This window comes from Cellulosilyticum sp., from assembly GCF_982396655.1.
Window position 1 is genome coordinate 88,720 of record NZ_CEVXFV010000007.1, and the last position, 22,580, is coordinate 111,299.

34 protein-coding genes and 1 pseudogene are annotated in these 22,580 nt (G+C 31.4%); 6 read left to right on the forward strand and 29 right to left on the reverse strand.

Annotated features, from left to right (window positions below; all coding sequences use genetic code 11):
* Positions 1 to 27 precede the first annotated feature (27 nt).
* Together dapG and AC1VAQ_RS04855 are read right to left on the reverse strand one after the other, a co-directional pair.
* Positions 28 to 1,224 (reverse strand): aspartate kinase, encoded by a 1,197-nt coding sequence (gene dapG / locus AC1VAQ_RS04850; RefSeq protein ID WP_302596359.1) that lies wholly within the window; start codon positions 1,222 to 1,224, stop codon positions 28 to 30.
* A gap of 51 nt (positions 1,225 to 1,275) precedes the next feature.
* Positions 1,276 to 1,521 carry a TIGR03905 family TSCPD domain-containing protein gene (locus tag AC1VAQ_RS04855; protein WP_302596360.1) on the reverse strand — a complete coding sequence of 82 codons (246 nt, stop codon included), beginning with the start codon at positions 1,519 to 1,521 and terminating at the stop codon, positions 1,276 to 1,278.
* Between the two features lie 120 nt (positions 1,522 to 1,641).
* Here AC1VAQ_RS04855 and AC1VAQ_RS04860 point away from each other — a divergent pair, with 120 nt between their 5' ends.
* From AC1VAQ_RS04860 to AC1VAQ_RS04870, 3 genes are all read left to right on the forward strand, one after another.
* The gene (locus AC1VAQ_RS04860; RefSeq protein ID WP_302596361.1) at positions 1,642 to 2,622 is read left to right on the forward strand and encodes a nucleoid-associated protein; all 981 of its coding nucleotides are present in this window, start codon (positions 1,642 to 1,644) and stop codon (positions 2,620 to 2,622) included.
* 152 nt (positions 2,623 to 2,774) lie between these two features.
* A complete protein-coding gene (lexA, locus tag AC1VAQ_RS04865; RefSeq protein WP_302596363.1) occupies positions 2,775 to 3,392 on the forward strand; it encodes a transcriptional repressor LexA in 618 nt (205 codons plus the stop codon).
* 118 nt (positions 3,393 to 3,510) lie between these two features.
* Positions 3,511 to 4,389, forward strand: a complete 879-nt coding sequence (locus tag AC1VAQ_RS04870; RefSeq protein ID WP_479903544.1) for a tyrosine-type recombinase/integrase — start codon at positions 3,511 to 3,513, stop codon at positions 4,387 to 4,389.
* A 38-nt stretch (positions 4,390 to 4,427) separates the two neighbouring features.
* Here AC1VAQ_RS04870 and AC1VAQ_RS04875 read toward each other — a convergent pair whose 3' ends face one another.
* A complete protein-coding gene (locus AC1VAQ_RS04875) occupies positions 4,428 to 4,700 on the reverse strand; it encodes a hypothetical protein (protein ID WP_479903545.1) in 273 nt (90 codons plus the stop codon).
* Positions 4,701 to 4,823: 123 nt separating this feature from the next.
* Between AC1VAQ_RS04875 and AC1VAQ_RS04880 the strand changes: the two genes are divergently transcribed.
* Both AC1VAQ_RS04880 and AC1VAQ_RS04885 read left to right on the forward strand, forming a co-directional pair.
* The gene (locus AC1VAQ_RS04880; RefSeq protein ID WP_479903546.1) at positions 4,824 to 5,249 is read left to right on the forward strand and encodes a helix-turn-helix domain-containing protein; all 426 of its coding nucleotides are present in this window, start codon (positions 4,824 to 4,826) and stop codon (positions 5,247 to 5,249) included.
* Positions 5,249 to 5,686: a hypothetical protein gene (locus AC1VAQ_RS04885; RefSeq protein ID WP_302596369.1), complete on the forward strand. Its 438-nt coding sequence runs from the start codon at positions 5,249 to 5,251 to the stop codon at positions 5,684 to 5,686. Before AC1VAQ_RS04880 ends, AC1VAQ_RS04885 begins: the two co-directional genes overlap by 1 nt.
* A gap of 83 nt (positions 5,687 to 5,769) precedes the next feature.
* Here AC1VAQ_RS04885 and AC1VAQ_RS04890 read toward each other — a convergent pair whose 3' ends face one another.
* The 9 genes from AC1VAQ_RS04890 to AC1VAQ_RS04930 form a co-directional block, all read right to left on the reverse strand.
* Positions 5,770 to 5,988 carry a hypothetical protein gene (locus AC1VAQ_RS04890; RefSeq protein ID WP_302596370.1) on the reverse strand — a complete coding sequence of 73 codons (219 nt, stop codon included), beginning with the start codon at positions 5,986 to 5,988 and terminating at the stop codon, positions 5,770 to 5,772.
* An 18-nt stretch (positions 5,989 to 6,006) separates the two neighbouring features.
* Positions 6,007 to 6,342 (reverse strand): hypothetical protein, encoded by a 336-nt coding sequence (locus AC1VAQ_RS04895; protein WP_302596372.1) that lies wholly within the window; start codon positions 6,340 to 6,342, stop codon positions 6,007 to 6,009.
* Between the two features lie 30 nt (positions 6,343 to 6,372).
* Positions 6,373 to 7,023, reverse strand: coding sequence for a hypothetical protein (locus AC1VAQ_RS04900; RefSeq protein WP_479903547.1), 651 nt, complete (start codon positions 7,021 to 7,023; stop codon positions 6,373 to 6,375).
* Between the two features lie 326 nt (positions 7,024 to 7,349).
* A complete protein-coding gene (locus AC1VAQ_RS04905) occupies positions 7,350 to 8,000 on the reverse strand; it encodes a hypothetical protein (RefSeq protein WP_479903548.1) in 651 nt (216 codons plus the stop codon).
* Between the two features lie 346 nt (positions 8,001 to 8,346).
* Positions 8,347 to 9,519: a helix-turn-helix domain-containing protein gene (locus tag AC1VAQ_RS04910; protein ID WP_479903549.1), complete on the reverse strand. Its 1,173-nt coding sequence runs from the start codon at positions 9,517 to 9,519 to the stop codon at positions 8,347 to 8,349.
* 20 nt (positions 9,520 to 9,539) lie between these two features.
* Positions 9,540 to 10,229, reverse strand: a complete 690-nt coding sequence (locus AC1VAQ_RS04915) for a hypothetical protein (protein ID WP_479903550.1) — start codon at positions 10,227 to 10,229, stop codon at positions 9,540 to 9,542.
* A gap of 130 nt (positions 10,230 to 10,359) precedes the next feature.
* Positions 10,360 to 11,289, reverse strand: a complete 930-nt coding sequence (locus tag AC1VAQ_RS04920) for a ParM/StbA family protein (protein WP_479903551.1) — start codon at positions 11,287 to 11,289, stop codon at positions 10,360 to 10,362.
* Positions 11,290 to 11,317: 28 nt separating this feature from the next.
* Positions 11,318 to 11,587 (reverse strand): hypothetical protein, encoded by a 270-nt coding sequence (locus AC1VAQ_RS04925; protein ID WP_302599692.1) that lies wholly within the window; start codon positions 11,585 to 11,587, stop codon positions 11,318 to 11,320.
* Between the two features lie 9 nt (positions 11,588 to 11,596).
* Positions 11,597 to 12,130 carry a helix-turn-helix domain-containing protein gene (locus AC1VAQ_RS04930; protein ID WP_302599693.1) on the reverse strand — a complete coding sequence of 178 codons (534 nt, stop codon included), beginning with the start codon at positions 12,128 to 12,130 and terminating at the stop codon, positions 11,597 to 11,599.
* Positions 12,131 to 12,305: 175 nt separating this feature from the next.
* Here AC1VAQ_RS04930 and AC1VAQ_RS04935 point away from each other — a divergent pair, with 175 nt between their 5' ends.
* On the forward strand, positions 12,306 to 12,503 hold the full coding sequence (locus AC1VAQ_RS04935) for a ribbon-helix-helix domain-containing protein (protein WP_302599694.1): 198 nt from the start codon (positions 12,306 to 12,308) through the stop codon (positions 12,501 to 12,503).
* 283 nt (positions 12,504 to 12,786) lie between these two features.
* Here AC1VAQ_RS04935 and AC1VAQ_RS04940 read toward each other — a convergent pair whose 3' ends face one another.
* The 17 genes and pseudogenes from AC1VAQ_RS04940 to AC1VAQ_RS05020 all read right to left on the reverse strand — a co-directional run bounded on the left by AC1VAQ_RS04940 (position 12,787) and on the right by AC1VAQ_RS05020 (position 22,573).
* Positions 12,787 to 13,509, reverse strand: coding sequence for a hypothetical protein (locus tag AC1VAQ_RS04940; RefSeq protein ID WP_479903552.1), 723 nt, complete (start codon positions 13,507 to 13,509; stop codon positions 12,787 to 12,789).
* Positions 13,510 to 13,746: 237 nt separating this feature from the next.
* Positions 13,747 to 14,460, reverse strand: a complete 714-nt coding sequence (locus AC1VAQ_RS04945) for a hypothetical protein (protein ID WP_302599696.1) — start codon at positions 14,458 to 14,460, stop codon at positions 13,747 to 13,749.
* A 42-nt stretch (positions 14,461 to 14,502) separates the two neighbouring features.
* Entirely contained in the window at positions 14,503 to 15,219 is a 717-nt protein-coding gene (locus AC1VAQ_RS04950; protein ID WP_302599698.1) for a hypothetical protein, read from the reverse strand.
* A 62-nt stretch (positions 15,220 to 15,281) separates the two neighbouring features.
* Complete coding sequence (locus tag AC1VAQ_RS04955; RefSeq protein ID WP_479903553.1) at positions 15,282 to 15,923, reverse strand: peptidoglycan recognition protein family protein; 642 nt, start codon at positions 15,921 to 15,923, stop codon at positions 15,282 to 15,284.
* Between the two features lie 17 nt (positions 15,924 to 15,940).
* On the reverse strand, positions 15,941 to 16,144 hold the full coding sequence (locus AC1VAQ_RS04960) for a hypothetical protein (RefSeq protein ID WP_302599700.1): 204 nt from the start codon (positions 16,142 to 16,144) through the stop codon (positions 15,941 to 15,943).
* 55 nt (positions 16,145 to 16,199) lie between these two features.
* Positions 16,200 to 16,394 carry a CD1375 family protein gene (locus AC1VAQ_RS04965; RefSeq protein ID WP_302599701.1) on the reverse strand — a complete coding sequence of 65 codons (195 nt, stop codon included), beginning with the start codon at positions 16,392 to 16,394 and terminating at the stop codon, positions 16,200 to 16,202.
* Positions 16,395 to 16,440: 46 nt separating this feature from the next.
* Positions 16,441 to 16,767 carry a hypothetical protein gene (locus tag AC1VAQ_RS04970; RefSeq protein WP_302599703.1) on the reverse strand — a complete coding sequence of 109 codons (327 nt, stop codon included), beginning with the start codon at positions 16,765 to 16,767 and terminating at the stop codon, positions 16,441 to 16,443.
* A 13-nt stretch (positions 16,768 to 16,780) separates the two neighbouring features.
* Complete coding sequence (locus tag AC1VAQ_RS04975; RefSeq protein ID WP_302599705.1) at positions 16,781 to 17,758, reverse strand: phage tail-collar fiber domain-containing protein; 978 nt, start codon at positions 17,756 to 17,758, stop codon at positions 16,781 to 16,783.
* An 11-nt stretch (positions 17,759 to 17,769) separates the two neighbouring features.
* Entirely contained in the window at positions 17,770 to 18,276 is a 507-nt protein-coding gene (locus AC1VAQ_RS04980) for a putative phage tail protein (RefSeq protein ID WP_302599707.1), read from the reverse strand.
* A complete protein-coding gene (locus AC1VAQ_RS04985; protein ID WP_479903563.1) occupies positions 18,273 to 18,593 on the reverse strand; it encodes a hypothetical protein in 321 nt (106 codons plus the stop codon). The genes AC1VAQ_RS04980 and AC1VAQ_RS04985 overlap by 4 nt, the downstream gene beginning before the upstream one ends.
* Positions 18,573 to 18,788 (reverse strand): annotated as a pseudogene (locus AC1VAQ_RS04990) (baseplate J/gp47 family protein); the annotation flags it as partial. The gene AC1VAQ_RS04985 and the pseudogene AC1VAQ_RS04990, both read right to left, overlap by 21 nt.
* A gap of 36 nt (positions 18,789 to 18,824) precedes the next feature.
* Entirely contained in the window at positions 18,825 to 19,325 is a 501-nt protein-coding gene (locus AC1VAQ_RS04995; protein ID WP_479903554.1) for a hypothetical protein, read from the reverse strand.
* A complete protein-coding gene (locus tag AC1VAQ_RS05000) occupies positions 19,318 to 19,722 on the reverse strand; it encodes a DUF2634 domain-containing protein (protein WP_302599709.1) in 405 nt (134 codons plus the stop codon). The genes AC1VAQ_RS04995 and AC1VAQ_RS05000 overlap by 8 nt, the downstream gene beginning before the upstream one ends.
* Positions 19,719 to 19,973 carry a DUF2577 family protein gene (locus AC1VAQ_RS05005; RefSeq protein ID WP_302599710.1) on the reverse strand — a complete coding sequence of 85 codons (255 nt, stop codon included), beginning with the start codon at positions 19,971 to 19,973 and terminating at the stop codon, positions 19,719 to 19,721. Before AC1VAQ_RS05005 ends, AC1VAQ_RS05000 begins: the two co-directional genes overlap by 4 nt.
* A 25-nt stretch (positions 19,974 to 19,998) precedes the next feature.
* On the reverse strand, positions 19,999 to 20,925 hold the full coding sequence (locus tag AC1VAQ_RS05010; RefSeq protein ID WP_479903555.1) for a hypothetical protein: 927 nt from the start codon (positions 20,923 to 20,925) through the stop codon (positions 19,999 to 20,001).
* 80 nt (positions 20,926 to 21,005) lie between these two features.
* Positions 21,006 to 21,944, reverse strand: a complete 939-nt coding sequence (locus AC1VAQ_RS05015) for an XkdQ/YqbQ family protein (protein WP_302599713.1) — start codon at positions 21,942 to 21,944, stop codon at positions 21,006 to 21,008.
* The gene (locus tag AC1VAQ_RS05020; RefSeq protein WP_302599714.1) at positions 21,944 to 22,573 is read right to left on the reverse strand and encodes a LysM peptidoglycan-binding domain-containing protein; all 630 of its coding nucleotides are present in this window, start codon (positions 22,571 to 22,573) and stop codon (positions 21,944 to 21,946) included. The genes AC1VAQ_RS05015 and AC1VAQ_RS05020 overlap by 1 nt, the downstream gene beginning before the upstream one ends.
* Positions 22,574 to 22,580: the final 7 nt, after the last annotated feature.

Sequence of the window (22,580 nt, forward strand, 5' to 3'; positions counted from 1 at the left end):
ATGCAAAAAACAAGCATTATTCATTCACTAAAGTTTAAATTCATCATGAAGCACATTAATTGCTTTAGAAACTTCACTTTCCTTAATTAAACAAGCAATTGTTGTTAAAGAATCTGCTGTTTGAAGTACTTCAATATGTGCCTGTGCTAGTGCTTTGATAATACGTGCCATAACGCCTGGTACACCAGTCATACGTTCACCAATAGCTGTTACCTTTGCACAGCCAGTTACAACACTGTAAGTATAGCCAAGGTCTTTTAATAATTTCTCAAGTGCTCCTTGATCTTCAGCATCTATTGTAAACATTTTTGTTTTAGGGAAAATATTAATAAGGTCAATACTAATATGAGCTTCTGCCATCTTCTCTAAAATGCCTTCAGAAACTAAAATATCTTCTTCTATCGTAAATTGTACACGATTGTTGCGATTAGCCACACTTGTAATTACAGTATGTGCTTTTGATAAATTACAGCCTTCTACACTTTGAACAATAAAAGTTCCCTCTGCATCAGAAAATGTATTTTTGATAACAAGTGGAATATTTGCACGCATTGCATATTCTACTGCACGTGGATGAATAACTTTTGCTCCATTGTCGGCCATTTGGAATACCTCTGTATAACTAATAGCTGGAATAAAGCTTGCCTTCTCACAAATACGTGGATCTGCTGTCATGATGCCATCTACATCAGTAAAGATTTCAATACGATTTGCCTTTATTGCGCCGCCTAACATGGACGCTGTCGTATCACTACCACCACGCCCTAAAGTTGTTATTTCTCCATCTACGGTCATCCCTTGGAAACCAGCAACAACAGGTACAATACCTTCCTCTATAGTAGCCAGTAATGCTTCAGTTTTTGCATAAAGAAGATCCGCTTGCTTATGGTAACAATCTGTAATAATTCCTGCCTGCCCTCCTGTAAAAGCCTTGGCTTTAATGCCACAAGCATTAAGTTTTGTTGCCATAGTCACAGCTGAAATAATTTCTCCACAAGCAAGAAGCATATCGTATTCGCGATCTGACATTTGCCCTGCTGTTTGACTTACAAAGTCAATTAATGTATCAGTTGCATAAGGTGATCCTTTACGTCCAATGGCTGATACGACTACCACCGGCATTTCATCTTTTGATAAAGCTGCTTTGATTTTTTCTATTACTTTTTCGCGACTTTCCTCTGTCGCAACAGACGTCCCTCCAAATTTTTGAACAATGATTTGCATAAGTTTTCTGTCCTTTCAAATGTATCCTTCTACTGTCAATATATGTTAGACCTATTTATTTAGGTACTCTTCTAATGCCTTTGCAAGTTGATCAGGACAAGATGTACCTCGTCCACGACAATCAATTCCTTTAAGTTTACTAATTGCATCTTCTACTTTCATTCCTTTTATAAGTGCAGAAACACCCATTGTATTGCCTGGGCACCCTTTAATAAATTCAATATTTTCAATTGTGTCATTTTTAATATCAAAATGAATTTCTATCGAACAGACACCTGATGTTTTGTAAATTTCCATTTTGTTCACTCCTTGTTTATGATATGATAATCGTAAGTATTATATCATATCATAAGATGACTTTAAAGTTTGAGTTATGTTACATGATATAGTCAAATTTCAAATAGAAGGACGGATGATATGAGTATTACATTTAATCATACAATTATCCATGTATTAGACCTTTCAATGGGGATGCCTATTTTATCCACAGACTTACTTGTATTAAATGATGAGACTGAAAGTTTTATTACAAAACATTTAGTAAAAGTTTTTGAAAGCAGTGCTACCTGTGAAGCTGTTTTTAAAGAAGAATCTGCTTTTCGCAAGGTATTTGAGGCACCACTTACAGCAGATAATTTTTTAGGACTTTCTAATGACCTTGCGGACATTTACTTTAGATATATGACAGAATATGGAACAATTCCTAGTGGTGACCTTATCATTACTTATTTTACAATGGATGGTAGTAATTATTTAGGTGTACTAAAACTTAATTATAAAGAAGAATATACTCACTTTGTCGAAAACAGTGAAGCTGGTGTAAGTGCACGTATTATTAAACATAAGGGAATCTTCCCACCTACAAGTAAACAAGTAGATGAAGGAATTATTATTAATATGGAAACAGAAGATGTAATGCTTTTAGATGCTACTAAAAGTAAATATCTTTCTCTTCTCTATGATTTAGAACCTAAAATGTCTGTTAAGGAGACTATTAAGGCTATTGAAAAAGTAGCGTCTAAAGTTATTGAAGAGCATTATGAAAACCCACTTAATGCCATTACTGAACTCAAAACAAATATTTCTGAAAGCATTTCTCGTACAAGTTCGATTCCTGTACAGGAGATTATGGAACAGACCTTTGGTGAAGATGTTGAAGTATTTGAAACTTGTATGGAACATATGGAAGAAATGGGGATTAAGGAAACCAAAGTTGAAATCAGTGACCCTAAAATAGGAAATAAATTTTCTTCTCAGAAACTAAAAACTGATACAGGTATTGAACTTAAATTTCCAACACATTTATTCAAAGATTCTGATTTCATTGAAATTATTAATGAACCTGATGGTACCTTTTCCATTGTACTTAAACATATTTCTCAAATTATCAATAAATAATTTATTAAGAGGCTATTACACTTTAACGTAATAGCCTCTTAATAAATCTTATATAACAAAAAGCCCTTAACGGTACCAAGAACATATGTTTGATTTATAAAAAACTTTATGTTATAATGAAGCAAATTATAGGAATGAAATAGAGGGATACTATGGACGAACAAAAATTAACGGCCAAGCAACAACAAATCTTAACATGCATAAAAGATTCTTTAAAAGATAGAGGCTATCCACCTTCAGTACGTGAAATTTGTCTTGCAGTAGGACTTAGTTCCACTTCTACTGTGCATAGTCATTTAAATAGCTTAGAGAAAAAAGGTTATATTCGTCGTGACCCTAGCAAACCAAGAACGATTGAGGTATTAGAGGAAACTAACAATTGGTTAGATGAACATGTTACGCCTGTACCAATTATTGGTAAGGTAACAGCTGGGCAACCTATTTTAGCTGAACAAAATATTGATGAGTATTTCCCGCTTCCTAATCATATGGTCCGTTATGAAAACACTTATATGCTACGTGTTTCAGGAACAAGTATGATTAACGCAGGTATCTTAGATGGTGATCTCATCATTGTACGTCAACAAAATAGTGCTCAAAATGGAGAGATTGTGGTTGCGCAAGTTGAGGAAGATGGCTTTACTGTCAAGAGATTCTTCAAAGAAAAGAATTGCTTTAGATTACAGCCCGAAAATGACACAATGGATCCTATCCTTTGTACACATGTTAATATTATAGGCAAGGTGATTGGGCTTTTTAGAGAGTTTTAGTGGCTCAAGGGATAGAAAGAAAAATACACTGTTCAATTCTATGAAAATTAGAAAAGGATGGTGTATTTTTATGCCTAGAAAAAAGATTAAATTTGAACTTGCAAACGATACCAAAACAATGGCAAAAGCCCGTGAAGAGTTTTTATTAAATTGTAAGGCTAGAAATCTGGTAGACGAAAGTATTGTTAATCACGAAAAGACAACAAGATATTTTATGAATTTCATTGGTGAAGATTTTAATATATACGATCTTACCAAAAGTGATTTAGATAATTATGTTGCAGATTGTTTAAAGCGTGTTGAAAGTAACACTGCACGTAGTTACTGTAAATTATTAAAGGTATTCTTTAAGTACCACGAATTAGATATTGAAATGGAAATCCCAAAAGAATCCTTTAAGTATAAAACAATCTATACCGATGAAGAAATTGCACTAATGTTGCAACCACCTAAAAGAAAGTCTTTCTCTACTATGCGTGACCATGCAGTAGTTTGTTTCTTATTTTCTACTGGTGTAAGAATGCGTACAGTTATTAATATCAAAGTTAAAGACTTAGATTTCGATAATAATCTGATATTCCTTGAAACTACTAAAACTAAGAAGCAATACTATATCCCTATGTCTACACAACTTAAGAAAGTATTACGACAATATTTAAATGCTTGGCCACACACTTTAGACGATTACTTATTCCCAAATCAATTTGGTGAGCGCTTATGTAAAACATCATTAGGTACATTAATAAAAAATTACAATGAATCAAGAGGGGTTCATAGTAGAGGTATTCATAGATTTAGAAATACTTTTGCTACTAATTATGTTAAAAATAATGGGGATGTATTTCGTCTTCAACAATTGCTTGGACATAGTAAGATAGATACTACTAGAAGATATGTGACACTTGATATAGAAGATTTAAAAGTTGATTATGATAGTTTTAATATCTTAGATAACTTTGCAACTAAAAATGAGCGTATAAAACTCAAAAAGAAATAGTACTAATTTTAGGAGATAGATCACCACACTATCTCCTTTTATGCTACCTGCTCTCTCTTTTTTACATACACTCCCCCATCTATAGAATTTAACATTGTATACTCTTCTGCATAGTCATTGCTTCCTGTAATCCAATCATAAATATATTGCTGTACACATTTTAATTGCCCTGCAATCATTTCATATTCGTTCATTATCTCCCACAAATCTACTTCTCCAATCATACTTAACTTTTCATATTTAGTTTTTGCATAACCTATATATCTTTGTAATCTTTTTGTTATTTTAATACCTTTATACCCCTTATACATAAGCCACTCCCCTTATACAAAATATGGATTAAGCCAAGGCTTAAATCTTATACTATAACTATATCACTACTTTAAATCCTTGGCTCTATGAAAAAGATGGAAAACGCATATTATGACACTGCAATGCTAATAATATCAATTAATGCAGGAGGTGTGGATGTGAGACAAATTAAAGAGGAAAATGTTATTGCCGGTGAAAAACTTAAAGAATATCGCAAACAAACAGGCTTATCAGTATTTAAGGTTGGAAGGCACATAGGGGTATCCGGTAGTTATATTAGTCAAGTGGAAAATGGTAAACGCCCTGCCTCCGATGCAATGTTAATGGCAATGGCTGAGCTGTATGGTGTGGATAAAAAAGATCTCTTTGACCTATATAATAAAATGCCCAGTGATGAAGTTAATACTATTATGCAGCACCCTGAGCTTAGAAAGCTATTCCTAGATGTTACAAATGATAAGAAGTTTAATCCTGAAAAACTCAGTAAAGTAATTGAAGAATTTAGGCTGATGGCTAAAGAATATGAAGATGAAGGAGAACACAAATAATGAGTTCATTTTATAAATTTCTAGAAGCATATGACTATTGGATGGTTAATACATTTGGTTATGATTTAGCTGTAAAAATAGAAGATATCTTTTATGGCCTTTCTATGATATTTATTGGCATACTTATTATGGCCCTTCTTACTGGAATATTTATACGTCGCCTCTATTCCCTTAAGGATTTTGGGGAAAGTAAAGTCAAAATATTAAGGGTTGATAATGGTCGAAAATCCACTCAAACGATCCAAATCAGAACATTAGCAGAAGCGTTTCATCAGGTTATACTCCTTTCTTTTAGTCCACTTTTTACATTTAAACGATTTACTGAAAGAGATGAAAAGCGTACTAAGCGCTTTGTAAAATGGATGCTCATTATTGCTGTTTTTATTATCCTATTTGGTTTATTTACTACTTTTACAGTGCTTAGACCTATAAGTTAAAATTAGTAGCTTTGCACATTAAAAAAGGGATAGTGTTTTAATAACATTATCCCCTATGACATTCTATATTGCTAATGAATTTATTATTTTTTGCTCAGTATTCTATTTACTTCCTCTCCAACAGATTCTTTATTATTCTCAATCTTATCAATCAATCTAATAAATTCACTTTTAATATTCTTAGCTATTGTGCTGGCCTTACACTCTCCTGTTCCTCTCTCATAATATCTTTCATTACAAATTTCATCTAATTTATCTATTATCGAGCCAATTTCCATTTTATATTTTTTACATACACCCATATATTTGCCTCCTATAATCTACATTAATTCCATTAAATTAACTTTAGGATAATTTAGATTTATTTGTCCCTTTTTATTTGTAAAGTCTAGTTGAAACTTGCTTACATAATAATATTTTATCATATCTAAACTAACCATATTATCTATTATGCTCTGTATGTCTTCCTTAAGTGTTTCATCATTGCAAAAACTACTTTTAAGTTCATCTGTGCAATTAAGAAGTATATTTAAGGACATATCATCAATTTTTAAACTAATTATAGTCTCATCTTTTACTAAAACCCTCTTATGATCTTGTTCATTTTTACACCCTCTTAGTTTTGGCAACACAAATTCTATCTTCCAACCCTCCATCATACTCCCCTTTCTTATCACCTTTATACACTAATCATTGCACAACTCTTCCCTGACAAGTTGTTCTAATTGTTTAATCGAATATCCTATTGTAATATTTTCAATCAGATCTAAATATAATTCACTAAATCCTGGTGTTCCATACATATAAGCCACAGTACCAGTCTCTATATATCCATATTGTTCTAATCTTGCAAGTATGACATTCCCCATTTGTAGCTCCTTAATCTGCCTTCTACTTATTACCCCTTTTTCTTCTTCGGTATTCTCCCTATTTTCTTCTATTTTTAGTAGATTATATAAATCAATAATTCCCAAATCTAATAAAAAATTAATATGATTTATTTGTTGACAACTAATTACTTTTTTCTCTTTTAATGCTTTTTCTACAATAATTCCACACAAAATATTTGTGATTTCTGTATAACTTCTTCTCTGTCTTTCTATAATGTCTATGAGCTGTACTTTATTTGCATATTCTTTATAAGCCTCACTAAATTCTTTTATAGTATATTCTCCTTTTATTACTTGTTCTAAAAAAACAAGAATTCTAGTGGTTTCTAATAAATTTATAGTCATACTTAAACCATTTGCTTTTACATCCAATAAACTTTCTACCTTCATATAATTCTCAATAACCTCTGGATAATACTGTACTATATTATTAAAAGTATTCTTCATTCCCTGCTTACCTTTCTTATTTTCTACTGTATGTACTTATATATCACATTTACTTCATACACTATGAATTTTATTACGCTATACTTTATATAAATTATAGTGTGTCTAACTATACGCAAAACGCTACCTTGGAAAACTACTAATTCAAATTCCCCTACTTCATTTACAAACCTACCATCATTTGATGACATTATATAAAATAAATTTATTTTATATCTCTAGTTTGCAACGCCTACTTTTAATATTAACTCGAATTTCATTTAAAATAGTAAGATACATGAATTATCTTATAAACTATATTTACTGAGATAAAATTAATTTTGTAATCATAATTTTAATACATCTATTAATTCTTCGTATGTAAAATAACTTAATATATCCTGAGACATTAAGTTAAAAAAGTATTTATTTATTGCCACATCTCCTCCACAAAAAATATTAGTCTCAGCATATCCATATTGCTCTAACTTAGATTTTGTAACTTTTATTAATTCTAACTCTCTAGGATTTTCCTCTTTATAAAAGCAGTTTTTATCTTTACACTCATCATACATAATTAGACAATTATAAAGATCATTTGCTGTCAGGCTAATAAGAAAATTAATTTTGTTTATTTGGTCCGCTGTAATCGAAATATTTTTTTTATAATTTTCTCTAATTATACATCCACATAATAAATTAATAATTTCTGTATGAGTTCGCCTCTGTTTTTCAATTAGTTCAATCAATTGTTTCTTATTGCTATACTTTCTATAATGTGAAATAAACATTTCTTCTGTCATACCTTCTGTTACAATTCCACGAATAAAACAATTAATCCGTATCCCCTCTATAACTTCAATTGTTGACTTAATAGATGTATGAACTGGACTACTTAATGTATCTATTAAATTAAAATTTGCTTTTAGCCTTTCTTCACATAGAGAAGATATCATTAAATAATTTTGATTTATGCTTTGTTTTAGTTTATCTAACATCTTCAACTTCTCCTATTAATCTTGAGTAATTAATGTCGCATTGCATATGGAACATCTATAAATATGAGTATTCTCACTAAATACATCAACTATAAAATGTAATGTCTCATTTCCACAATGTCTACATTTTGCCCATTTGCCATTCCCATATTCCACAAGTCTCAATAAATAGCACCACAATTTGACCATTCTTTATGAGTCTCCTTATCATGTGCTGTACTTTCACCACACCATAAACATTCTACTCCTTTTGCCATATATATCCCTCCATTCTCTAATTAAATTCTATCCTACTCACTATTCTTCTACAACAAAAAAGACTCGTCATGTTTCGACAAGTCATAGATTAGTTATATAATTTTATAATATTAGAATAACTGTTGTTAAAAAAATCTACAGGTAAATTACAAAGTTCTACAATATCTCTTGAATACATATTTATTTCATTTAACATTTCCTGTTTAGTAAGTACTTCATTATCTATTAATAATTCTGTGGCATCTTTTAATAATGTAGGTTCCTCTACTGGTAAAATATCATCAAGTGGCTCATTTTTTCTCCATCCTTTAAAACTTATTCTCTTTTGAAAATAGATATATTTTTCATCTGATATTAATCCCAAATCCAAACATTTTCTAACAATTGCTTGAATAGAAATTCCCCACTTTTCTTTTAAACTAATAAAGGCTTCTAAGCATATTGGATATTCGCTTAGTTCCTTTAAAAATTCTTCACTTGGATATAAAAATTCTGATGCAAAATAGTCAGCATCACGTTCTATCGCTGTACTCCCTTGCTCCTCTGCTGTTACATTCCTATGCAATAATAAATGTCCAAGTTCATGGGCGTTATCAAATCTCGATCTTACTGCTGACCCTTTATTAGCGCTTGTAAATATATATGGTGTATCATTTACCCATTGTGATAATCCATCAGTTTTATCTTGATCAATATACTGTTTATTTAGGATAAAACCATTACTTTGTAAAACATATGCTAAATTAGTAATTGGCTGTGTACCCAACTGCCACCTTTCCCTTACTTTCCTAGCTACATTCCTAATGACTTCCCTATTATAATTACAATTATTTTTTCCCAAGTACTCATTTAAATCTGGTATATTCACTTCTGGAAAATCGATATATTTCTTATAGAATCCCATTATATTTTCATCTAAAATTTGTATTTTAGTTGCTAAATGTTCCTTGGTTCTTTTTGAGATACTTTTAGTTCTAAAATATATAATACTTTGTGACATATTATATTGCTGAATATTTTTTTGCATAAAAAAACTAATAGGAAATCCCAATATTTTGGGTAATAAGGCTATTATCTCAGCACTTAATTGACTCTTGCCCACTTCATACTTAGAAATTGCTTGTTTAGTCACACCTAATTTATCTGCTAATTCGCTCTGCGATAATCCCCTGTATAATCTAGCCTGTTTTATTTTAGAGCCTAATATTAAACTATATCCTTCTTTCCTAAAAAGGGGGCTACTGTCTCCCGTGTTATTCATATTATCCACACCTTTTATTATTATCTAGTTTTTATTTTTAACTTATCTTTTAAATCTTCCTTCTTAATATTTTCCTTTGATATTATTGATTCTACCTTAGGCTGTGGAACATACTCCTTATTTCCTAATAGATGCTTTGGCACATCTATTTCTTCAATAATATGTTTCATTTCTGAATCAAAAAATACCATTTTCACATAATCTAAATGATCATCAGTGCTAAAATGATATGCTAAAATTGCATAATATTTAGTAGGAATGCTACTACTAATAGTTTCTCCTAATGCATTAAAACAATTTAATTGTGGATCTAACGGAATATTGCCTTGTGCAAACTCTTTCATATAACACGAAGGATTCTTAGAAATATCCTCAGGTCTATTGCATGATTTAATTGTAATTAGTATATTACCTTTTTCTAGCTTAGGAAGTGCTACTGAATGAGCTAAAAATGTGTCTGTATACACTCCTATAGCACCTCCTAACTTACTATTACAAATCACATCGCCTATTGCTTTAGACCTAGATATTCCAATAGCTCCCTTTTGCGTTTGTATTTCCATTCCCTTATTTAATTGTTTTTGTGCTTGTATTAACTTATCATTACCTTCTCTGAGCAATCCAATGATGTATTTAAATATGTCTTCCTGCTGTAATTGATTATGTATATATTCTCGTCTCTGTTCTAGTGAAACTTCATTATTTATCATAGTATCACCTCTAAAATCAGAATATAAATATATTGTATGATTTTTTCTCAATTTAGTCAACTATTCTATCTATATTTTTTATATTTTCAACCCCAATAGATATAATATAAAAAATCTTCAATCACACTTCTTATAAACTCATTAGATATCCCACACAATTACTATACCATCTCAACTCTTTATCAATCTCAATATTATTTCTTATCCTTCCATCTAACACCTTCAAGAACTTCTCAGCTCCACCACCTGTAAAGATTTTGTCATGTAATATAGTCTTGCCAAATTTGTTTTCTACATCTTTCATAATATCCCTACATACATGAATAGTGCCACATAAATGTTCCTCTAAATTAAAATCACCTCTTTCCGTTCTAATGATAGGCTTACCACTATTAAACTTCCTATCAATCTGTTCAATAGTTACTTCCACACCTTCTGCTGCTATCTTGTCTTGTAATACCTTGTAAATATCATATAATGCAATATTAACAGTTCCATAATTAGTAATTCTAAACTTACCATTCCATTCTATAAGAAGCACATCTGTTGTTTTCATCCCTATATCAATAAGAAGTGTTGTATTATCTTTATCTATGTACTGACTTAGTGATCTAATAGATGCATAGCCTTCTGCAAATACATTTACATCTACTATATTAACTGATATTTCTTTTCCATTAACCACACCATCAATAGTTCCCAATGCCTTAAGCTGTTCTCTAAACTGTTCTTTCTTAGCCTTATAAATACTGATAGGTAATCCCACGCCTAAATTAATATAATGTACTCCTGCTCCATATACTGCATTTACTGACCAAAGTATTTGGTGTTCTATGTATTCTCTATTTGTCTTGTCAACATTAGTAAGTGTAGTTTGCCCTATTCCTAATGCTAATTTTGTTCCTCTACATTCAATAATATCTCCACTCATAAGAGCTGTATCCATTGAGTATGTACTGTAGGTATAAGCCTTTATAATTTCGCCCTTACTATCTATACCTGCTACACAAATGGTTGAATTTCCTAAATCCACACCTATATTCTTCACATTCTTTGCCATGTTGTTCTCACTCCTGCTGTCTTGCTTGTTAAAATTCTTCTATTTCATCATATATGTTATTTTTTATATTTATTGATGCTACTGGTACTTGTGTTTGAGTATGACTTAAAGGTTCTACTATATGGGTAGGTGTGGTTAAAATCTCCCTTTGAGGTTCCACTACTTCCCCTAGGTTATTCTTTACATACCAATTAAGTGCCTTGTTTATTTCGCCATTTAATGTTCTAAAATTAGCCTTTGCCATATGTTCTAAATCTATCTTTAGCTGAGGATCAATTGTAATACTAATTCGTGCCATACCATCCTCCTAAGTTGTTAATACTAGTTGGTTTATTCCTTGCCATTCGCTAGGTTCTTCTTGCAATTTAAGTTTATTTGTTGCCTGCTCTAGTAATTCTTTAACTGCAGGTATCATATTTTTTAATCTTTCAAGTGCTTCCTTATCAAAACTATGAAGGTCTATCCCCTTATACATTAAAGGCTCTTTCTTCTTTACCTTTTCAAAAGGAATTACATTGTCAGGTGCTTCTTGTATCTCGTCCTCTATAGGCTGTTCCTCTTGCTCCTGAGTTGCTATTTTTATTGTTCTTTTATAATGGTCCTCAATTGTTGAGGTTATGTACTTTTTGCTAATAAGTGATTGAATAATATCACTTGCTCGCTTAGATGTAACTTGTAGGAGTTCAGCAAAGTATTTGTTTGATGCGAAACAACCATTATGTTTATCTAGTGCCTTAATGATTGCTAATACGAATTTTTCTTGAAGTGATAAATTTGAATCTCTAAGAATGTCAAGATCAATCCAAAGACCTTGCATATTTTGTGATATGTTGTTTTCCATGCTGTCTGTTCCTTCCTGTTATTTCCAAGCTGTTATGTACACAGTATAGCTCTACACCTCTATAAATGTCAAGACATTTTTAGACATTAATTGACATTAAATGTTGTTATTAACATTTTAATAGTTTATTATTTGTGTTATAATATCCCTAATTATACAAACAAGGAGATATATCATGGCAATTGAAGAAAAAAAAGTTCGACCTAGTGTAAAAAGAACTCAAGTTGGTACATCCTTGGATAAAGATTTATATGCAACACTAAAGCAATTTTCACATGATTCTCGAATCCCTCAATCCAAGTTATTTGATGAAGCTCTTGAGCTCCTATTTAATAAATATAATATTAGAATAATCAATCATACTGAGTCATAACTTTGATTCAGTATTTTTTTATTCAGTCACAACAAACTACATCCATATCATCTATTGTTATTATTAAACATATTATAAGAGTTATTATATATATATTATTTATCCCTGACTCCTTATATCCCCCTCCCTATTTTTTTATACCCCCTTAGAAGTATTTAGGTATCCCCATGTATGAAAGTTTATAAGGACTTCCTAATTAAACGGATACCCTTGGAAAAATAGTTATATAGGTATGGATAATTTGACATAGTTGTAATTTATTACAAAACAAAAAAACAAGGTTTTACCCTTGGTACTTAGCTGCAAAGTTAATTATAAGCTCTCTTACATCATCACTGGTATAAGTTCTTTTTAACCATATCTCAGAGCTACTAATAACATCCTTTTCCTTTAAAGTATTTATAGCTCTCTCTAAATCTTCATCAGTATCTACTGTATTAGACCTATATTTATAACTATAACTTAAGTTAGCTATATTTGAAATAAACATAATTAGAATTACAACTAATTTTAATATATATATATATACTCCAAACTTATTACCTACTATTTTACTAAATGAAACATGTAACATGTCTGTTACCGAAACTATCTGTAAAAATGTGTTCAAAAAAATAATTAATGTAATTAAACTAAGTATACACATTATAATTTCAATTACATCAACCCTCCCCTGATGTGTATTGTATTTGTTAATTACATAACCACTCTTGAAACCTCTAATACTGCGGTATAAATTAATGCCTGCTAAGATACAAACATTAGAAACTAATATTAATATTACTATATTAATAACATGTGCAGTATTTCCATTCATAGAAAAAAAACTACACCCTTTACCTCTTTCATTATTAAATAGATTATACAAAAACAAAGCCATTAAAATAAAAAATGAAAACAAACTCGACATAAAAGCTATTATCTTAAATATTTTCCCTCTCATATTTATTTTCCACCCTTCATAGTTATTCTTTATTCTAATATCAGCCGATAATCTATTCCACATTATTCATTGTATAAAACACTTAATTTTTTAGGTTCATCACCAAAATGTGCGCTTGACTTTTTATTCATAAGAACCTTAGGGAACTATCTTTATCCAACTTGCTGTATTTGTTTTACTGAAGAGATACTCCCCTAGTAAGTAGTTCAACAAAATTATTGTCAAGCACAGTTTATGGTGAAGAGCCATTTTTTATTATAAAATTAATAAAGCAGAGATTATAAACCTCTACTTTTTACATTATCTATACGCTTGATATTTAGGGGTCATCAGCATCTCCTCACTAGTATATGTTACAGTTCCACCATGAGAACTCCCTGCTGAAAAACCACTAAGTGATACTCCTGCTGTATTGCCTACATTTACGCTTACTGTAAAATAACCTTGTCCATAGAAATGGACACTCGTAAGTGGAAAATCACTTTCATCTTCTTCCATTCCTGCATCTGTTTCATGCCATGTGGCACATGAAGGTCCCTCTGCCATTTTTGTATGTATATTCCCTACATCACATATCTGTCTAAAGCTACTCCATCCATACATTTTAATTCTTGCTACTACAGCTGCTGAGTAATCATCATTTCCATTCAGACTTTCTGGTGCTTCAAATAAATAATAATAATAATCGCCATTATCACTACTGCTATATGTACTTCTACTATTTTTTAAATTCATCTTTTCTAAGCATTCTTCACTATTCATATCATTTAGTTCTTGAGCTTCACTAATAGTAATATTTTTTTCTTCTGCTAATGCTTCTACATACTCCTCCTCTGTAATAATTGTAATACTGGCCCCCTCTATCTTACCTTGTCGTACTGCCTCTAAATATTCAGTTGAGATTTCATTTGCTAAAGTTGATGTTGAAGTTTCAGTTATAGTGTTTGCATATACTGGTATACTTAAAAGTGACCCCATCAATATAATACCTAATTTAAATTTAATATTTTTCATGTTTACTCTCCTTATTTATCTTATATAAATCCATATGATATCCTAGTTACACTCATAGTTAACGCTTATCAGCACTTCCTTACTAGTGTATGTTATTTGTCCACCCGTAGAAATTCCAGCTGTAAATCCACTTAATATTTTTCCTACTGCACTACTGCCTACATTTACAGTTTCTGTAAAATAACCCTGTCCATAGAAATGTACACGTGTAAGTGGAAAATCACCTTCACCTTCTTCCGTTCCTGCATCTGTTTCATGCCATTCAGCACTTGAAGGTACTCCCGCCTTTTTTTGTGTATTTACATAACTCACACTACATATCTGCCTAAAGCTATTCCATGCATACATTTTTATTTTAGCAGTCAGCGTTGCTGAATAATACTCATTTCCATCAACTGCTCCTGACTTTTCAAGTAAAACATAGTAATATCCATCATCTGTACTATTACTGTAAGTACTTCTACCTTTTTTTAACCCCATCTTTTCTAAACATTTTACACTATTCATATCATTCAGTTCTTGAGCTTCACTAATAGTAATATTTTTTTCTTCTGCTAATGATTCTACATATTCTTCTTCTGAGATAAGCGTAGTACTCACACCTTCAACTTCACCTTTCTGCACTGCCTCCAAATATTCAACTGAAATTCCATCTTCTGAATTTGATGCTGAAATTTTAGGTATAGTACTTGCATACAGTGATACGCTTAAAGAAATACTCATCAATAAACTACATACTTTAAATTTGATATTTTTCACTTTTATGCCTCCTTTCTTTTTAATTATAAAGGATATATATAATTTTTTCAACATTTTTAATATTAATTATTTTGTAAATATATTGACACTTTATTTAAAAGACTTCTTACATTACCACTTGTATATCTTTCGCTAATCCATATATCAGGGCTGCTAATAATTCCCCTTTCTTGTAATACCTTAACAGCTATCTCAAGCTCATCATCCTCATTCATTTCATCACTTACATCTTGTTTCAACTTCTTCCATGCCTCTGCATTCTCCACATAATACTTAGGACAAATCTTTCCTGTTACATCATAATGCCTAATAATAGCCTGTGTTGGCTCTAAATTGTATCTACTACATAAATCTACAAGTAATTCAATAAGGCTCTTATATGCTAAATCTGTATATTTTCCTGTATTATCAGGATGGCATACCTCAATACCAATAGCATAACTATTTGCCTTACTTGCATGATAAGCCACCTCATTTTCAGGTACACACCTAATAACCACACCATCATTACCTATGATGTAGTGAGCCGATGCATACGTCCCTGATTCATTCTTTAGGTTATTAAAATACCTTGCATTATTTTCTGCTGTACTTCCTGCATTACCCACGTAATGAACCACTATATTTTTGATTGTTCCTATCTTTGTTTGTGGTCTGCTATATTTGTTTGGTGTGATTAACATCTCTTTAATTGTAATTGCCATATTCTATATTTACCTTTCTATCCTTTTATATTTGCTACGATTTGGTCTAATTTTGTATTAATGTCTTTTGCTAAAACTGCATTTGTTTCTAGTAATGTCTTATTGATTGCTGACATTTCACCTAGTTGTGTGAGTAGTCGTTCCTCTCGCTCTTTAGAGTCTGCTCTTGACTCACTTTGCACCTTGGCAATATAGAATCCAAGGCATGTAACACATGCCACTGGAAACCCAAAGTTTTGAATGACTTCTAAAAAATCTATACCGTCTCCTCCTCTCTTAAGCCTCTATAATACCAAGTTCTCTTTTAACCGCTTCTACGTAATTTTCATCTACCATATCAATAGTCCAGTTAAATGATGCCATTAACTCTACATAAACTGGTACTCCATACTCCTCTGGTACTTCTTCAATCGTTCTTGTTCCATTTTGTATTGTTCTTGCATATGCTCTTAATCTTGTTTTATTAATCATGTTGTTTTGTCTCCTTTAAAATTTATTTGTTGTATAAAAAAACACCTTAGCCACTAAGGCCAAGATGTGCCATAATTAAAGTTAACTTCTCATCTATTGTAGTAAGTAAATCCATATTTAGAAGATTATCCTCTGCTGATATCTGTGTGATATTGTGCATTTCTTCTGTAATTTCCTCATGTGTTGCAGTTTTAGTAATCTCTTCTATTGGCTCTAAAAACTCTCTAGTTTTAGCATCGAATTTTCTGTACTTAATAGCAAGTTTATACTCTTCTTCACTTAATTTAATGTCATCATCCGTATAATCAAAAGTATTTGCTACAGATAAAATAGTGTTATCATCACCTAAGTAAATTATATACTTATTATCCATTTATGATTACCTCCTATATATTTAAATAATATGTGATTGAAACTTTTGTACTTGATGCACCATAACTATCTCTATAATATAGTGTAAAGCTTGATTTAAATGGTATGTCAAAATAATGGGCACCTGTTCCATTTGGATTCGTGCCAAACATTTCATACAAAGTAATACCATCAAATATTGTTGTGCCATCTACTACTAATTTAAGTGTAGGAATAGTCCTATTGGTGTTATAGTTCATTGCATGTACTCTTGCCATACCGCCTTTAGAATTAGTATAAGATTTTAATACTGTATAAATATTTTGTTGGTATGAAATGTTTATCGTCTCATGTTTGATTGTTTTACCTATAATATCGCCTCCCAATTCACCCTTTTGAGCTATTGTAAGATATTCACTATGGGTGTGGTTACTTGGCGGAAAACTTGAGGGTTTTCCTTGAACACCTTCCCACCTCAAATCTATATTTTTAACAGCTTCTTTCACCTCTTCAACACTTTCACGTATATCTCTATGAGCCTCTTGATCCACATCATGCTCTTTTAAAGCTTCATCTGTTAAATACACCAAACTGTTATCAATTCTTGCTGTTACCTCTGCCACATTACTTACCATAACTGTTACATGAATAAGCTTTTCATTTAATGAGTCCTTTGAGATATAGGATGTATTTTCTGTATAGCCATACATATAAAGAATTTCTACATCATCACTGCCTTTTGCATATACTCCAATCTCTGACCAATCGAATGAGGTGGCAATATCCTCTATCTTGAGTATGGTTGATAAAGTCACTTGGCTGCCTTTCCTTGAAATCTTTGTAATAGGCAAGCTTTGTTTTAACTGAATCAACTCAGTAGCTTCTCCTATATCTCCTGTAAAGTTTCCATCTCCCAATTCTATCTTTGTAAATTCTAATACTTCACCAGAAAGAGCCTTACTCAAAAGCTCCATTCCTTTTGTTGTAATACTTTTATTTTTAAACTCGCTCAAACTGTCCCTCCTTATATATTTATCTTATCTCCTATTTGAACATAGAAGCCTGTATAAAGTGTATCTTCTATTGGACTTAATACGTTGATATTTAGCACCATATTAGCTGGGATTTTCTTTCTTAAATCTTTTTTTAGTGAATCTATTAAATGCTCCTTATTTTTAACCACACCAATCGTCAATACATACTTTGAATTATCTAACTCCATTAAAAAGTCTCCTCTCCCAATAGTGGTATTTAAAGTATTTCTAAGCCACATTATTGAAAAGGGGATTGTTGAATTATATTTATTTAGGATATTAAAGCGTCTTAACTCTATATCATTTGTACTACTTAAATTTAATAGCTGCTCATACTTTCTTAAACCCTCTTCATTGGCTGTTTCTATAAATTGATTCTCTTGTAATTGCTGTAGCTTATTTCTTAGCTCATCTACTTCTAAACTAATTGTTTTATCTAGCTCTTGAAATTCTTTTATGTTACTTACAAAGTCAGGTAGATATTTCTTTAGCCTCATATATTAACCACACCTACCAATACTGGCACATTCTCTCCTGACAGATATAAATTTCTAGGCGAGCCATTGAGCATAGTATCCTCAATATCCATTATCCCTTCAATTTCTAATAGCCTTGCTTCTATTTGGCTAATACGTACTACTATGTCATTCTCTGACCAGTTAGCTCTTAACTCATTAAAGTATTGTTCAATTACCTCATTAACTCGAACGCTTACGTTTTCCCAACTACTCTCCTTAAAAGTGAGGTGTGTGGTTAATTGTACTTCTACTTGACTTGCTGCTTCTATAGTTACACTATGGCCTATTGGTGCAATCCCTAAGCCTTGACCACTATTTTGAACTGGATCAACCAATGTCTGTACCTGTTCAATAAGCTCTGGTGTGGGTATATTACTCTCTGCATCTAATAATCTAAGTTTTACTGTGCCGCCACCATTCCAACAAGGATAAACTTTCACTTGTCCTACACCATCAATACTTCCCACTTTTTCTTGGTAGTCTTTTATATTCCCACCAAAAGCCTCTTTCTCAAAGCTATTAAAGTATCAGCACCTTAATGCATCATCTTGCTCCATATTTTCACCAACTATCACCACATCACTTAAAATTGCTTCATTTATGTTTTCTATGGCATCAATATTAATCAAATTACCATCATAATGATTCCCTATGGTGCCTGGTTGCGTACATTTGAGTAAATATGCACCATTTTGCACCATTTCGGTGACTGTATACACCAATTCTTCCTTTCCCCAATGTGATCCAATAGGTACTTCATTGTCAAAGTAAGCTTTTCTTACTGCATAAGTAGCTTCTTTTCTATAAATACCACGCTCAGCACATCTTCTTTCTAGGTATTCACCATAGGCTGTATCTGCAAATATTCTTTTCTCTAGCTCATCAATATAAATATAGGCTTCATATAATTCAGCTACACATGGTGCTATGGCATCAAATAAAAAAGAGCCTTCACTAGTATCCACACTGCTACTGACTCTCCTAAGTGTCCTGCTTAATAATTCCTCATAGCTTATCATATTAGACATTAATCGCCACCTCTCCATAAATTGTTGCTACTGTAAAACTTACTTGCAAGTTATCATTTAAAAGGTTTATTTCAAAGTTACTACAGCCTTTTATCTTATCGTTAATTAATAAGCACTCTTTAATTCTTCGCTCTACTTCACTCTCTATAAATCCTTGCTCATAGCCTCGCCCTATAAGCTCGTCTAAGTCCTGCCCATAGTCCCAAGTATAAATAGGATAGGTGTAGCGTGTGGTTAATAATGCTTTATAAATCCACACCTTAAGAGCTTCCTTGCCTTCAAGTATTTTGCCTGTTAATTTACCATCTTCAAAATTAAAGCCATATTCTTTATGGGTATCTACTGCTTTCACTTTGCTTGTATCTGCACCTCTTGTCATAAATGGGAATAGACTCATAAGTTTACCACCTTACAAAGAATAATATATTTCTGCTTATTAGATGTGGGAACCATTGCTAAGGTATCACCTTGATTAAAACCTTTTATATTTTCATTTACCATTAAATCCTCTCTATCTAAAAAAAGCTCACCAATGCTTACGGATAAAGGATTATTACTTATAACTTTCCCTATCACTACAGCTGGTGAGCTAGTATTATTTTGTTGTTTTATTATACTTAAAATTCCGTTATATGGATTATTTATCATTGTTCCTCTTTTTTAACTACTATACTCATTTCTTCCTAGGATGTTTTTCACTTATTCTTTTTTCTTCCTCTTCCCACTCCTTTCCAATCAATTCTTTATACTCATAACGTCCACCACTAGCAAGTTTTCTCATTAATTGTACTTCGAGTAAGCCATCCCATTTGACATGTATATGCTCAAATTTAAAATAATTCAACTCGTCAGTGCACACAGGCAACTCAGCTACATCATCATCTGGATTCATTAAATAATATGGATATGTACATTCTAAAACAACATTATTTTGCTCAATTTGATTTGAACTCTTATCCCAACATAGCAATAAAAACTGTACGCTATTAAACCTAAATACATATGATAACTTCAAGTCAGGAAATTCTTCAAATTCTATTTCTTCATTAATAAAATTTTCTCCTGTTTCGTAGTTTATATTTCTTATTGTGCTATTTGAATAAAGGAGTGGATTCTTACACCACATCAATTTCTGATTACCAAATACAATATCATGTACTGGGGATACATTACTTGCTATTCCACATAATACAGTAACATTTTCTTTAGGAATATTATCCTCAACATTCATTAGATAATGGCGTATTTCTTCATCAAAAAAAGAACAATCTTGCTTATGAGCCCTCAAATCATTAAATGCATATTTTAATAACATCTTTTGAATCAAAGTATAATCATATTTAATCCTAACTTCTTCATCTTCTTGATATTTTCTAGTAAAATATTGACTAATAAACTGTTTTGCATATGCATCAATATAAGATATTTTGTGGTTATTACAATCTGAACATACATCTTTTACCATGGGATCTGAACCATGTACTGCATGCCTAGCATAATCAAAAGTCAAATAGCACTCTGGGAATAAATCTAAAACAGCACATGAAATAATATGCTCTTTCGTTCCAGTTGCCTCTTTCCCGCAATATGCACACTTCATAAATTAAACTCCTTTCTATATTTATCTATATAATTATCTCATCTTCCTTTTAACTAGTCTACTTTATTTAACCTATCCCTTTATTTAATTAATTTTAGCTTTAGAATATACTGTTTGTTACCCCATTCATGTCGATCAGATTCAATTAAAAAAAAATCCTCTAACCTAGCCAAAAAATCCTCAACTTTAATTATCTTTCCACTAAAACAACTGGTATTTCCTATTGCATTAATTTCTATTTTCCTCTCAATACCTTGAAGCATACTACTAGCTACTGTTTTTGCTTGTTTATCTTCTTCTTTTGTATACGTATCTTGAAATGTTCCTAACAAACTTATCAATTCATCATTTTGCACCATACCTAAATACTGGTCATTCTCATCATAAATCTTAACTTTATTAACCACACCTTCTGCATTCTCTGAATAGCTGCTTTCTAAAATATTTACATCATCCTTTAAAACATAATCAACCACTTGTTTTCCTACTTGATCCACATATAACTTGCCTTCTCGCATTGTAATATAATACTTCTTGCCATTTTGACTACCAGCTCCATCATAAACTGTTTTTATAATTTCATACATTCCCATACCACTACATAATAGTTTTTGTGGTATTCCTGTTTTAGCAAGTGTTCCCACTGCTATCCCTAAATCATTACATACTGTTGTCGTAATAGTTTCTGCTGTCTTATTCTTAAAGTTATATGTACCCTTACTTTTACTTAATCTAATAGCATCATCATAACAAGTAATTTGTATTGTCCCTTGCTCTCCAAATCGTTCATTATAAAAGACTCTACCTCTAAACAATTCCTTTCCATTATCATCATACAAATACATTTCATCACCTATATTGGGATAAACTTTGGGTGCATATATATCATGTAATGGATATAAGAAATTTAGTTGTAAAGTCCTTGCTATTTCTGATATACTTCCACTCCATGTGATTTCACTTATCATGTTAGTTACATCTATACTATCTGCTTTTGTCTTTAATATCACCTTTGGCATTAAATCACCAACTTTTGTCCTATATAGATTTTATCAGGATTAGTAATATTATTTTTAGCTGCAATAGCTTTATAATTTGAGCCATCACCTGTAACTTTCTTTGCTATAAGCCATAAGGTATCTCCCTTTTTGACCACATAAGAGTCAGAAGGAGACTTCACTTGTCTAGTAGTAGTTGGTGTGGTTAATGTTGTACCATTAGAAGTTGTAGTTGTTTGTTTTGTAGTTGAAATAAACTTATACTCCTTAAGTTCTAAAGTAAAATAAACATCACCAGTTCCATCTACTTCTGAATATGTAAGACTTTCTATTGCCATTGCATAATTAATTGGTGTGTTTGTTACTATCACCCTAATAGGCTTTCCTGAGTTCTTCCATTTTAGAAGTTGCTTGATATATTCATAAGGCTTAGAAAAACTATTATATAAACAAAAACTATATTCTTGATTAGGAAAAAAGCTCTCTATACTCATACTCATAAGTCCTGTTTTACCTATTAAATTAATCTCCCCTAAATTAGTAATATTAACTGTTGTATTTTGATGAGGCACTGTCACCTCAAAAGAAGAAGGAAGGACTGGTAGCCTTATCCTCTCTTCATTATTATTAAATGATAAATAATACTCCAATCTTACC